The following is a 12,870-nucleotide window of genomic DNA, read 5'->3' as shown; positions in this document are numbered from 1 at the left end:
TTAGTGGAACCATTCGGTTCTATATCGATGCTTTCCCACCTATCTTCCCCGAATTGGATAAGCTTAAAATTAAGTCTTACTGTCCGTTAAGCGTAGGATAGACGGTTGTATCTTCTACTTCTTCTGTATTTTGTAATTCCATTCTAGTAAACACTTGATTTGCTGTCCAAGTAATCATATAAAATAGGAAACTAATACCGAAGAAAGTGAGAATCCCAGGAAAAAATGTGATTGCTGTCCAATAGGTAGCGCCAATCACAACAAACAATAATAGAGAATATTGCAAGCAAGAAAAACCAAAGATAAAGGACATCTTTATGCGAAAGAATATTCCTTTCCAGTTATAATGAGCCATTAATGGATAAATATAAACGGCAGAAAGGAAATATAACGAGAATATGATCATCAAGCATACTTTGAGATACCAGTTTGTAACATGGAGTAGATCGATTACTAACACATAGCCGAGTAGTAAATAAATCCAGCTAGTAACCATGGATTCCTTGAAGGACTCTTTGTAATACTTCCAATAAGAAGAAAAGATAGGGAGACTGGTATTTCCCCTCATCCACTGTCGCATGATACTAACTAGTGCATAGGTTGCTGGTCCTGCCCCAAATATCCCCAATCCTAATAAAGTAAAGAGCCACCAGAGGAAATTCACATAAACTAAGTTTAATATTGTTGTAAAAATGTGATTTATTTTTTCCACTGATTTTAACATCCAATTCCTCGCTTTCTCCTAACTTTAATAAACCCCATCCTCACCAAACTTCTTGGCAAGCTTATTTGAAAGCATAACTAAAACTAATCCTACTAATCCCTTAAATAAACCAACAGCCGTACTAAAGCTTAATTGTCCATTCTTCAAACCAGCTGTATAAATATAGGTGTCAAAAATCTCTGCGACACTTCTATTTAATGAATTCAATAAGAGATACATGTGTTCAAATCCTAAATCTAACGTGCTGCCAATTTTTAAGATTAATAAAGTAATAATTACTGGTCGAATGGCCGGTAATGTTACATGCCATGTTTTGCGCAGTCGTCCTGCTCCATCCATTTCCGCTGCTTCATATAATTGAGTATCTACAGCTGTAATAGCGGCGATATATATGATAGTAGACCAGCCTAATTCTTTCCAAATTACTTGTGCAATATAAACGGTTCGCGTCCAATCAGGCGAAGTTAAAAAACTGACTTTATTAAAGCCCATTGCTGCTAACATTTCATTAATCAATCCACCATCAACATTTAAAAAGACATATGTAATGGAAACAATAATTACCCATGACATAAAATGGGGGATATAAATTAACGTTTGGATACCAGATTTAAAATATTTGTTTTTGACTTCATTTAGCATAAGCGCTAAGATGATCGGCATGGGAAAGAAAATGAAAATATTTAAAGCAAATAAAATAAGTGTATTACTTAAAAGCATAAAAAAGGTTGGTTCTGTAAATAAGCGAACAAAATGCTTCATCCCTACCCATGGGCTGCCCAAAATCCCTAAAAACGGTTGATAATCTTGAAAAGCAATGATCAATCCACCCATCGGTAAATATTTGAAAATAATAAAATAGAGAAAGCCAGGGAAAATCATTAAATATAGAAGTTTGTTCTTTCTCATATTAGCCCAAGTTTTTTGTCTTCTAATCTTCTTTCGCTGCTTCATAGTTAACTCAGGTAATGTCTGATCATTAGGCTTAATGACGCTTTCCATTATTTACCCCCTTACTTTATGGTGTGATGTTTAATTCATACCTTAAGCATATGGAAAAAGCATAATTACGTATATAATCATTATTTGATAACGCTTACAAAACCTTATTTTATCAATAGTTTCCTCTTCCCCACCCAATGTAATGATTACCATTTTGTCCAAATGATTATCTGCCTTTTCAATCGAAAAAAACGGAACTCGGTAAGCGTTTTCTTTCCTGAAATATTGATTATATACGTAATTATCTTCTCTTGATAAAGTAACTTTATAGTAAGAGAGTATATCTATTTCTTAGGCTGTTTTCTACAAAGAGTGTTGACTTTATGAAGGCTTCTAAAAGGATCTGCAGATATTCGCCATACGGATAGCAAAGTGTATTCCCAGCTGCGGAAAAAGAAAACAACTTTATGAAACGGACCTTTCCTTAACTGCTTGTGGCTCGGTTTACAGTCCTAATCCGAGCAATAAAACATCATCATTAGTTGTAAGTTGTAGTTAGACAAAATAAGAAGGAGGATCTATATGGAAAAAGTGTATAAAAATAAGAAAATAACAAAAGGAGGACGGGTTTTTTCCATTATTAATGGAACCATTTTAATCATTATTGCCTTAATTTGTTTTCTGCCTTTTGTAAATGTTATAGCTAGTTCCTTTGCTTCTACACAAGAAGTTGTAGCTAAACGATTTATTCTGATTCCTGAAACTTTCTCATTAGATGCATACCGTTATATTCTTTCTACGCCAACACTCTTTAAGTCTTTAGCGGTATCCGTTGGCGTTACTGGCGTCGGTACTTTAGTAAGTATGGTCCTAACATCTTTGATGGCCTATGGCTTATCACGTAAATATCTTAATGGAAGAGGATTTCTTAACTTTCTTGTTGTATTCTCTATGTTATTTAGCGGTGGCATGATCCCTACCTTCTTAGTAGTTAAAGCCTTTGGATTAATTGATTCTTATTGGTCTTTGATACTGCCTGTAGCAATTAATGCGTTTAATTTAATTATTATGAGAAACTTCTTTCAAGCACTACCGGATAGTTTAGAAGAATCAGCTAAAATGGATGGCTGCACAGATTTAGGAGTCTTTTGGAAGATTATGCTGCCATTGGCACTACCATCTATTGCGACCATTTCTTTGTTTTATGCCGTTACCTATTGGAATACTTATATGACAGCTATTCTTTATATTAATGATTCTACGAAATGGCCAATTCAAGTTTTATTGCGACAGATTGTTATTGTTTCAAGCGGCATGCAAGCAGAAGGTTCGTCAGTTGACGTTATTCCACCTGCGCAAACGATTAAGATGGCCGTTATTGTTATAGCAACAGTACCAATGCTTATTGCATACCCATTTGTTCAAAAATATTTTGTCAAAGGAGCGTTGGTAGGCTCTGTAAAGGGATGACGTTACAGAAAAGATGCTTTTATTGACAGCAATTTGTTTACCAGTCAACAAAACGATATTCTAGTAACTTATATCCTCATACATTTAAAAGAGAACCCTTTCTCATCTGGCTTGTCCTTACCGGTTATGATGTTATCTCTTATTCTCACAGAAATTCAGGATGTGCTCAAGACTATCTTAATTGCGGTTCATAAAAAGCGTGCAAGAATAAGCTCTTTCTTGCACGCTTTTTAATTAATGATTATATTGTTTCCGATAATCCCCTGGGGTCATGCCTACTTTCTTTTTAAAAAAACGGATGAAGTTTTGAGAATTTCGATATTGGAGTTTTTCGGCAATCTCCTTAATTGGCATATTTGTTTCTTCTAGCAGGGATTTAGCCTTTTGCAGTCGGAATCCCATTAGATAGTCAACAAAGTTTTCTCCATATTCTTTCTTGAAAACGCTGCTTAAGTAATTCGGATTATAATGAAGACGGTCAGCAATAACGTCTAAAGAAATTTCCTGGTCATACTCTGTCTGAATGATTTGAACAATTTTATCAGATAAAGATCGAAACTCCTTATCCGTTTTATCCTGTGTGCTGATAATAATTGGCGTAATAAGATGTTCAATTAGCATTTGTTTTATTCGAGCAGGATAATAGGCATTAATCGCTTCATAATAAAGCGGCTTTATACTATCAAAAATCTTCGCCTCTGCACCTAACAGCTGCCCAAGTTGAATAATCTCATTTATTAACCGAATAAGTGTTACTTCTAAGCTGACCGGATTTTTATTCATCCGGAAGATTTCGTTAATTAAGGTATCTACTGTCTCCTGCACTTCCTCCTCATTTCCTGAGCGAATCGTATTTAAAAGTTCATTTTGCAATTCTACAGGATATTTAGAAATAGAAGCATCATTCAAGAGAGGAGCAATATCATCATAAAAAATGATAGACTCTGGTCCTACATTTACACGATAATGCAGCGCTTCTTTTGCTAAATCAACTGCCTTTTTACTACTAATTAATGTTTGATAAACAGGACTTATCCCTATACTGATAGTGATATTTAAATATTCCTTTGCCGCAGATTGTATTTCCTCATAATACTTCATAATTCTTCGACTGGAATCATGATCATTTACATCGGTTATAAATATGGTTGCTTGCATCTCATCATTTAATACAATAGGTATCAATCTTTCCTTAGCAGGGACTATTTCTTCGACAATATTATTTAAAGCCAATAAGTATAAATCTTTCTCAACAATTTTTTGGCTATCCATATTGTCAATTTGTATTAATCCTGTGTAAAAATGATGCGTATCATTAAAGAAATAGCCAAATTGTTTTAACCTGTGCTTAGCTTCATTTGTTGTTATTCTATTTCTAAATAAGCTTAAGACAAACAGCGTCTCAAGCTGTGGTTTTTGCATGGTTAAGCTAGCCATTAATGTTTCATTCTGACCAATAATCTTGTCAACAGAATCAGCAACAAGGGAGAGTTCATTCTTCTGCCCACTTAGATGATCTATTGCTAATTTCTCCTGTAATTTGCGGATAGGTCTTGAAAAAGAATTTGCTAACATATAGGAAATGATACCGACCAAAATAATCAATAAGGTCGAGACAATGAGTAAACCAATCCTTGTATTATTAATCATATTAGAGATTTCTTTTGGGTTAATCTGTACAACATAAATCCAGCGATTATAGTCTGACTGAGCATACACAAACTTTTTACCCTCTGTGTCTACTATTTTGATATTCTCTCCCTCGTTTATCATTTTCTCATAATTCTCGTGAGACAACAGCCTTTCCTTTTGTCTACTTGAATATAGTAATTCATTTTTACTATTATATATTTCTACTAAACTATCTTGTTCATTATCAACAATCTCATCAATGCTGCTTCTTGGAATATTAGATATTCCTAAAGCAAATTTATCACGTTGATAAACAGGTAAAGTCATAATCATCTCAATTCCAGTACTTGTTGGTCTCCAAAATAAGCTTTGCTTCGCCTTTTCCACATACTTTTCCTTATACCCAGCAATTTCCTCTTCCGATAATTTCTTTAAAGAGCCGTCAATTATTCCCCAATTTTCTGCCAGGCTGATTAAATTATGCTTACTTCCTTCTATTCCCATCATTTCTATATAACTGATTTCTTTTTTTATATCACGATATGTATCAAAGTCTTTTCCTGATAACGGCTTCTTAAAAATCGTCTCAAAGTTTGCAGTAGAACTATATGCCGTATATCCATATTCAATCGTTCGCACCTTTTGCTCTACATTATTAAGAATTTGTTTTGTATAATTTTGTTTGTCCTTCAGAAATTCCTCTTCGACGGAGTGATAGGTAGAGTTATAGATAAATACACTAAAGCCAACTACAATACTAATCCCTAATAGAAAAAAGGGGAAAAATAATTTGTAAAACAACCTTAATTTCTTCAAATCCTCACACTCCTTATTTCCTCTTAACACACTTTTATTGTAAGCGTTATCAACTTATTCAACAATTTTTAATACGAAAAATAATCATTTTCTTATCTATTATGAAATGATTATTTTCTATAATTTGGATTAGAATATACATATAATAGCATATCTAGTCTATCTTTTGCGAGTGGATTTTTTCACGTGTGCAGCAAATGACCGATTGACAAACTGCCTGAAGAATTATAAAATGTGAACGTTAACATTATTATCAGGAGGAACTATGGTTACCATTAAGGATATCGCAAAGCTTGCAGGCGTTTCGCACACCACTGTGTCAAGAGCGCTGAATGATAGTCCCCTTATTAAACCTGCAACCAAAGACAAAATTAAAAAAATTGCAGCAGAATTACATTATGTACCAAACTTTAATGCTAAAAGTCTCGTAAACCAGAAATCTTACACAATTGGCGTTTTTTTCTCTAGTATCAGCCATGGAACAAGTTCAAGTTTTCTTGTAGATGTAATAAAAGGTGTTAATTCTGTGCTAGATGAAAACTACAGTATTGCAGTAAACGGTATTGATACATTAGTCCATTTTGACAAAATCATTTCCAAACGATTTGACGGGATTATCGTACTAAGCCAAAGTGATACAGACAATGCATTTATTTACTATATACAACAAACCGGCATACCTTTGGTTGTACTAAATCGCAGACTAGATGATCCTTCTATTCCAAATGTTTCGGCAAACGATCAACAAGGTGTAGAACAGGCTATCGATGAGGCGATTAGCCTTGGTCATAAGAATTTAGCGTACATTAATGGAAAAAGCTCTTTCCGTTCCTCAGCTGAAAGGAAACAAGGATTTGTCAATAGCTTATCGAAACATCGGCTTCCTGTACAGCCTGAATTTATGGTCAATGGGGATTATAGTATGGAAAGCGGCTTTGAAAAAATGAAGCAATTGCTAGATCTGCCGACTCCGCCTAGTCTTGTATTTTGCGCAAACGATGATATGGCAATCGGTGCATTAAAAGCTTGTTTTTCGAAAGAGAGGAAAGTGCCAAATGATATCTCAATCATTGGATTTGATGATATAGCTTTTGCGCAATACTCTACTCCAGCTCTAACCACTATTCATAAGCCTATTGATAAAATCAGCGAAATTGGCATGCAAATGCTCATTGCGTTAATGAATAACGGAACATTAGAAAAGACACAAATCTTAGTAGACACATTCTTAGTTAAAAGAGAATCGCTTAGTTTTCCAACAAAACAGTCATAACTGTTTTGCTTTATCATAAAATGTTAACGTGTGCAAAAGGAGGAACTATAGTGGAAAAGCTTTCAAAGCAATTAAAACCTAATTTGTCTTTTTTTCCAGAAAAGGTCATTCAATTTGGATCAGGAAATTTCATGAGAGGATTTCTTAATTGGCAACTACAACAAATGAATAACCAGCATTTATTCAACGGTAGTGCTGTGTTAGTGAAGCCGACCAAGCATGTTTCGAATCCAACCTTAGAAGAACAAGATTACCTTTATACTGTCGTGCTTGAGGGGTTCTATCAAGGTCAAATGGTTCAGACGAGTGAAATTATTACAACTGCTAATCGATTAATTAATCCTTATGAAGAATGGGAAACTTATTTACAATTGGCAGAACAAGAAGAATTGGCCTTTATTATTTCTAATACTACAGAAGCTGGAATACAATTTGATGAAAGGGATTGTTCTATCGATCAACCTTCAACTAGTTTTCCTGGAAAACTTACTGCCCTACTATTCAAGCGCTTTCAATTAAAAAAACCAGGATTTACGATTATTCCTTGTGAGTTAATCGATCGTAACGGTGATCAACTTAAAGAAATTGTCTTACAATATGCAAGTCTATGGAATTTAGAAGAGGAATTTATTAGCTGGATTCATGCTGAAAATATATTCTGCTGCAGCTTAGTAGATCGCATTGTTCCAGGTTATCCACGTGATACAGCAAATCTGCTTAATGAGGAACATGGCTATATTGATAACTTAATGGTTAAAGCAGAGCCTTATTTATTATGGGTCATTGAAGGTCCACAAGAATTAAAAGAATCATTTCCTCTCGAAAAGGCGGGATTGAATGTACTGGTAACCGATGATATGACACCATATCGAGAACGAAAGGTTCACTTATTAAATGGCCCGCATACAGCGATGGTCCCACTTGGATTACTTGCTGGTCTTGAAACTGTGGAAGATGTGATGAATGATGCAGATTTTGCTGTCTTTATTAATCAATTAATGCAGCAAGAAATTATGCCATTATTACCTCTCCCTTTAGATGACTTAAAGGCATATGCAAAATCTATAATCGAACGCTTTAAAAATCCCTTTATCCGCCATGAATTATCATCCATTGCTTTAAACAGTGTTTCTAAATATAAAGCACGCTTATTACCGCTGCTAATTAAATACCAAGAAAAACAGCAGCAATTGCCTCCATACATGACTGCTTCTCTTGCTGCTTTATTCCTAACCTACAGGGGAACACAATATAAACCAAAGGATAGCGATGAAGTCCTTGAGGCCTTTTCAAACGCTTGGGAAAATCCTGAAACTATCGCTTTTACTATTTTGAATGGCAAAAATTTATGGGATACAGACTTAACCACTATTCCTAACCTTGCGGAAGAAGTAACTGCATATATCCATATGCTTAGAAAAGACGGTGCCCGAGCTGTTTTACAAAAGCTAAATAACAAAAAGCGGCCTCCTTCTCTATTAAAACTAAATGAGCGAGACAATGTCGCGGTTGCCCTAAGACCAATTAACGCAGCGGAAACAGTCTATCTTGATGGCATCTCGATCACAGCTAAAGCTGATATTCCCCAAGGCCATAAAATAGCCTTAACTGATATTCAAAAATCTAGCAATGTAATCAAATATGGCTATCCTATCGGACATACGCTGACGGAGATTACGCGGGGGGATTGGCTTCATACGCATAATGTAAAAACAAATTTAGATGGAGAACTTGAATATACGTATGAGCAAGATATCCACCAAGTAAAATACCCTAAAAAGGATCTTACCTTCCAAGGATACAGACGGGCAAATGGAAAAGTAGGAATTCGCAATGACTTATATATTGTACCGACCGTTGGCTGTGTAAACGGAACGGCAGAATATATGCTGAAAGAATTTGAAGCTCTCCATCCTGACTTAGGTACATTCGATAATATTACCATTTTAAAGCATCCCTACGGCTGCTCCCAATTAGGAGAAGACCATGAAAATACTCGCAGTATATTAATAGACGCTGTGAGCCACCCGAATGCTGGCGGAGTACTTGTTTTTGGATTAGGCTGTGAAAATAACGTTATTGCTGAATTTAGAGAGTTACTAGGAGATTATGATGGAAAAAGAGTTAAATTCTTAGTTGCACAAGAGGTAGGCAACGAAATAGAAGCAGGCTTAGAACTATTAGAAGAGATATATGAAGCTGCTAAAAATGATCAGAGAGAACCTATTCCAATTGCCGAGCTAAATGTCGGCCTAAAATGTGGCGGTTCCGACGGTTTCTCTGGAATTACGGCTAATCCGCTATTAGGAGCTTTTTCGGACTTCTTAATTTCCCAAGGGGGCAGCACTATCCTAACAGAAGTCCCTGAAATGTTTGGTGCAGAACAAATGCTTATGGCTAGGGCAGAAAATGAAAAGGTTTTCGAAGATATCGTCCATTTAATCAATGATTTTAAACACTACTTTCATTCTTATGGGGAGCCTGTTTATGAAAATCCTTCCCCAGGAAATAAGGCTGGAGGGATTACCACTCTAGAAGATAAATCATTAGGCTGTACACAAAAGGCTGGAACAGCACCGGTTGTAGATGTACTGCAGTATGGAGAGAAAATCTCCAAAAAAGGGCTAAGCCTATTGCAAGCACCAGGCAATGATCTAGTAGCTTCTTCTGCGCTTGCCGCTGCTGATTGTCATTTAGTTTTATTTACAACAGGCCGAGGAACGCCTTTTGGCAGTTTTGTTCCAACCGTAAAAGTAGCAACCAATTCTACCATTTATGAACATAAAAGGCATTGGATGGACTTTAATGCCGGTCCTTTACTAGAACGACCAATGAATGAAGTATTAGAGGAATTTATTGAAAAAGTAATAGCGGTCGCAAGTGGAGAAAAAACACGTAACGAAGCAAATGGTGTTCGCGAAATCGCTATATTTAAAACAGGAGTTACTTTATAAAAGATAGGTCAATGAGGCTATGATAGAGAAGATTTATAGAAACATAGTGTTAACCTGTGGTGCATTCATTGAAAGCAGTAATGCTGACGCTCTCTCTGTTTCCTTTTTCAATCTATCGTTGAGCTTTTGGGCACTGAGACAATAAAAGCACTATTAAACACGAATTATAAAAAAATAACGAAAGAGGGATTCTAATGTTTCTAAATGACCAATTTCTATTAAAAAATGATATCGCTCAAAAACTATTTCACGACCATGCAAAGCAGATGCCTATCATCGACTATCATTGTCACTTAGATCCGAAAGAAATTTATGAGAATAAAAACTTTAAAAACCTTACAGAAGCCTGGTTAGCAGGTGATCACTATAAATGGCGATTAATGCGCGCAAACGGTATCCCAGAGACTCACATTACTGGCGATGCCTCTGATTATGACAAATTTTTAGCTTGGGCACGCACAGTACCTAAAACAATTGGTAATCCCTTATATACATGGACCCATTTAGAGCTAAAACGTTTCTTTGGCATTGATTTATTACTGAATGAGGAGAATGCCCCTCTTATTTGGGATTTAGCCAATGAGAAATTGGCTACCGCTGACTTTAAGCGTCGCAATATTATCATCAATTCAAATGTTAAAGTAGTTTGTACGACCGATGACCCGACTGATGATTTGCATTACCATGAACGCTTAAAGAACACAGAACGACACTTTCAAGTACTTCCCTCTTTCCGTCCCGATAAAGCATTAAATATTGACCAAGATGGATTTATCGAATGGGTAGAAAGGCTAAGTATACAATCACATATTACGATTAATTCCTATCAAGGATTAATAGAGGCACTTAAAGCACGTGTTGATTATTTCCATCAAATGGGCGGAAAATTATCGGATCATGCACTGGATATATTGACCTATGAAGAAGCAGATGAGAAAACACTGGAATTGATTTTTCAAAAAAGACTTAAAAATGAAGCATTATCCCCATATGAAATCAGTGCATATCGTACAGAAACCTTAACTCGCTTAATCGGTTTTTATCATGAGCATAATTGGACAATGCAGCTTCATATCCATGCATATCGCAATACGAATTCAGCAATGTTTAACCAATTAGGTCCTGATACTGGATATGATGGTGTGAACGATCTCCCTCTTACCATACCCTTGCAGCGTCTGTTAGACCGTGCAGAAAAAGAGGGGAAATTACCGAAAACAATTCTTTATTCCCTGAACCCAAATGACTTCTTTGTTTTAGCTACTTTAATGGGATCTTATCAAAAACACACACCTGGAAAGCTTCAGCTAGGTTCAGGATGGTGGTATAACGATACGAGAGCTGGGATGCGCCATCAATTAACCGTTCTTAGTGACACTGGTCTCCTTTCCACCTTTGTCGGGATGTTAACAGACTCACGAAGCTTTCTATCGTACACAAGACATGAATATTTCCGCCGAGTGCTCTGTGAATTTATCGGAGAAATTGTCGAACGAGGTGAAGCCCCAGAGGACGAGGACTTGCTTGGAAGCTTAGTTAAGGACATTAGCTACCATAATGCTAAACAATATTTCGGATTTGAGCATTCTTATGTTGAAAATCATCAATGATAACTATAACCACAGTTCAGAAGAAAATCAGCATATGACATTACACCTTTCCCTTTTAGATAATAAAAAAAGACCCTTCATTCTCGTTTGTCCAGGTGGAGGGTACCACCATTTATCTGAAAAAGAGGCACAGCCAATTGTAAAATGGCTTCATTCGATTGGTTATCATGCTGGAATTCTCTATTATCCTGTTGGAACAATCAATCATACAAGCATTATAAAGGAACTAGAAGAAGTATTTAGTCAACTACGAAATAATGCCAAGGATTGGAATTTATTAGAAAATAAAATAGGTGTGCTTGGCTTTTCTGCTGGTGGACATCTAGCAAGTCTTGCTTGTACCAAAATAAACAATCGTGCTAATGCGCTAGTATTATGCTATCCAGTTGTTACCTTCACGGAACCTTATGGGCATTCTGGAAGCCGAGAGCATTTTTTGGGGAAAAATCCGCCTAACCATTTAGTTGAGGCTTATTCGATTGAACATTTGGTCGACGAACATATGCCGCCCACCTTTATGTGGCACACTGCTGATGATCAATCAGTCCCTATTCAAAATACCATCATGTTAGCCGAAAGTTTAGCCAAATTTAACATTCCTTTTGAATATCATATTTTTCCTTCTGGGAAACATGGGCTGGCATTAGCAGAGGAATCTCCCTATGTCCATCGCTGGTTGAGTTTAGCAGAAGCTTGGTTAAAAACTACTTTGTCATGATAATCATTTCATTAAAGTGAATATTGGAGGGGGAATTATGTCAGACAAGATAACTATATTTCTAGCAGGTGATTCTACCGCCGCAGAAAAAACACCAGATAAGCGTCCAGAAACGGGTTGGGGAGAAAAACTTTCCTCCTTTTTCACAGACCAAATTATTATTGATAATAGAGCTGTAAATGGAAGAAGTACCAAATCTTTTATAAACGAAGGACGACTAACTGCCATTGAACAGGCAATTCGTCCTGGAGATTATCTCTTTATTCAATTTGGACATAACGACCAAAAAGATGACCAAGCTCGCGGAACAGATCCATACGGAGACTATCAAACAAACTTGCATACATTTATTCATACCGCCAATAAGCATAACGCACACCCAGTATTACTTACTTCCGTTTCTCGAAGGCATTTTAGAAATCAGCTTATTGATCATATGTCTCTTGGTGAATACCCACAAGCTATGAGGGAACTCGCCAAGACTTACAATGTAACACTTCTAGATATTCATAAAAAATCAATAGACTTGTTTCAATCCCTTGGCCCAGACTTATCCAGGAACCTTTTTCTCCACCTTGAGGCCCATGAATCCAGCAATTATCCAAATGGAGTAAAAGATGATACTCATTTCAATGACCAGGGAGCCGAAACAATTGCCAAGCTGATATGTAATGCAATAAAAGGAAGTGATCTACCTTTAAAAAAGTTTTTAAATTAATTCAGGAGGGAAT

The 12,870-nt window shown here is 36.1% G+C and carries 8 protein-coding genes and 2 pseudogenes; 7 read left to right on the top strand and 3 right to left on the bottom strand.

Annotation, left to right across the window (positions count from 1 at the left end; translation table 11 throughout):
* Positions 1–76: 76 nt before the first annotated feature.
* Together NSQ89_RS23990 and NSQ89_RS23985 are read right to left on the bottom strand one after the other, a co-directional pair.
* The gene (locus NSQ89_RS23990; RefSeq protein ID WP_047940887.1) at positions 77–724 is read right to left on the bottom strand and encodes a YesL family protein; all 648 of its coding nucleotides are present in this window, start codon (positions 722–724) and stop codon (positions 77–79) included.
* 24 nt (positions 725–748) lie between these two features.
* Positions 749–1,678: an ABC transporter permease gene (locus NSQ89_RS23985; protein WP_251687877.1), complete on the bottom strand. Its 930-nt coding sequence runs from the start codon at positions 1,676–1,678 to the stop codon at positions 749–751.
* Positions 1,679–2,248: 570 nt separating this feature from the next.
* On the opposite strand from NSQ89_RS23985, the gene NSQ89_RS23980 reads away from it, so the two are divergent.
* The gene (locus NSQ89_RS23980) at positions 2,249–3,136 is read left to right on the top strand and encodes a carbohydrate ABC transporter permease (RefSeq protein WP_047940889.1); all 888 of its coding nucleotides are present in this window, start codon (positions 2,249–2,251) and stop codon (positions 3,134–3,136) included.
* A 234-nt stretch (positions 3,137–3,370) separates the two neighbouring features.
* Here the strand turns inward: NSQ89_RS23980 and NSQ89_RS23975 are convergent, their stop codons facing one another.
* The gene (locus NSQ89_RS23975) at positions 3,371–5,584 is read right to left on the bottom strand and encodes a helix-turn-helix transcriptional regulator (RefSeq protein WP_047940890.1); all 2,214 of its coding nucleotides are present in this window, start codon (positions 5,582–5,584) and stop codon (positions 3,371–3,373) included.
* Positions 5,585–5,849: 265 nt separating this feature from the next.
* Here NSQ89_RS23975 and NSQ89_RS23970 point away from each other — a divergent pair, with 265 nt between their 5' ends.
* The 6 genes and pseudogenes from NSQ89_RS23970 (at position 5,850) to NSQ89_RS23945 (ending at position 12,857) form a co-directional block, all read left to right on the top strand.
* Positions 5,850–6,857 (top strand): LacI family DNA-binding transcriptional regulator, encoded by a 1,008-nt coding sequence (locus tag NSQ89_RS23970; RefSeq protein ID WP_047940891.1) that lies wholly within the window; start codon positions 5,850–5,852, stop codon positions 6,855–6,857.
* Positions 6,858–6,877: 20 nt separating this feature from the next.
* Positions 6,878–8,296, top strand: a pseudogene (locus NSQ89_RS23965) (tagaturonate reductase); the annotation flags it as partial.
* Between the two features lie 36 nt (positions 8,297–8,332).
* Positions 8,333–9,811 (top strand): annotated as a pseudogene (locus tag NSQ89_RS23960) (UxaA family hydrolase); the annotation flags it as partial.
* Between the two features lie 194 nt (positions 9,812–10,005).
* Positions 10,006–11,421 carry a glucuronate isomerase gene (gene uxaC, locus NSQ89_RS23955; RefSeq protein ID WP_047940892.1) on the top strand — a complete coding sequence of 472 codons (1,416 nt, stop codon included), beginning with the start codon at positions 10,006–10,008 and terminating at the stop codon, positions 11,419–11,421.
* Positions 11,402–12,139, top strand: a complete 738-nt coding sequence (locus tag NSQ89_RS23950; protein WP_172866661.1) for an alpha/beta hydrolase — start codon at positions 11,402–11,404, stop codon at positions 12,137–12,139. Before uxaC ends, NSQ89_RS23950 begins: the two co-directional genes overlap by 20 nt.
* A gap of 37 nt (positions 12,140–12,176) precedes the next feature.
* Entirely contained in the window at positions 12,177–12,857 is a 681-nt protein-coding gene (locus NSQ89_RS23945; RefSeq protein ID WP_341133384.1) for a rhamnogalacturonan acetylesterase, read from the top strand.
* The last annotated feature ends 13 nt before the right edge of the window (positions 12,858–12,870 follow it).

Origin of the sequence: Niallia sp. FSL R7-0648, assembly GCF_038007005.1 — a bacterium.
Taxonomy (GTDB): domain Bacteria; phylum Bacillota; class Bacilli; order Bacillales; family Cytobacillaceae; genus Niallia; species Niallia circulans.
Note: the sequence above shows the minus strand (reverse complement) of the source record. Positions and strands in the feature narration are given on the sequence as shown.

Bases quoted from the DNA above. Each gene is read 5' to 3' on its own strand.
- NSQ89_RS23990 (WP_047940887.1), bottom strand. From the start codon at position 724: ATGTTAAAATCAGTGGAAAAAATAAATCACATTTTTACAACAATATTA.
- NSQ89_RS23985 (WP_251687877.1), bottom strand. From the start codon at position 1,678: ATGAAGCAGCGAAAGAAGATTAGAAGACAAAAAACTTGGGCTAATATG.
- NSQ89_RS23980 (WP_047940889.1), top strand. From the start codon at position 2,249: ATGGAAAAAGTGTATAAAAATAAGAAAATAACAAAAGGAGGACGGGTT.
- NSQ89_RS23970 (WP_047940891.1), top strand. From the start codon at position 5,850: ATGGTTACCATTAAGGATATCGCAAAGCTTGCAGGCGTTTCGCACACC.
- uxaC (WP_047940892.1), top strand. From the start codon at position 10,006: ATGTTTCTAAATGACCAATTTCTATTAAAAAATGATATCGCTCAAAAA.
- NSQ89_RS23950 (WP_172866661.1), top strand. From the start codon at position 11,402: ATGTTGAAAATCATCAATGATAACTATAACCACAGTTCAGAAGAAAAT.
- NSQ89_RS23945 (WP_341133384.1), top strand. From the start codon at position 12,177: ATGTCAGACAAGATAACTATATTTCTAGCAGGTGATTCTACCGCCGCA.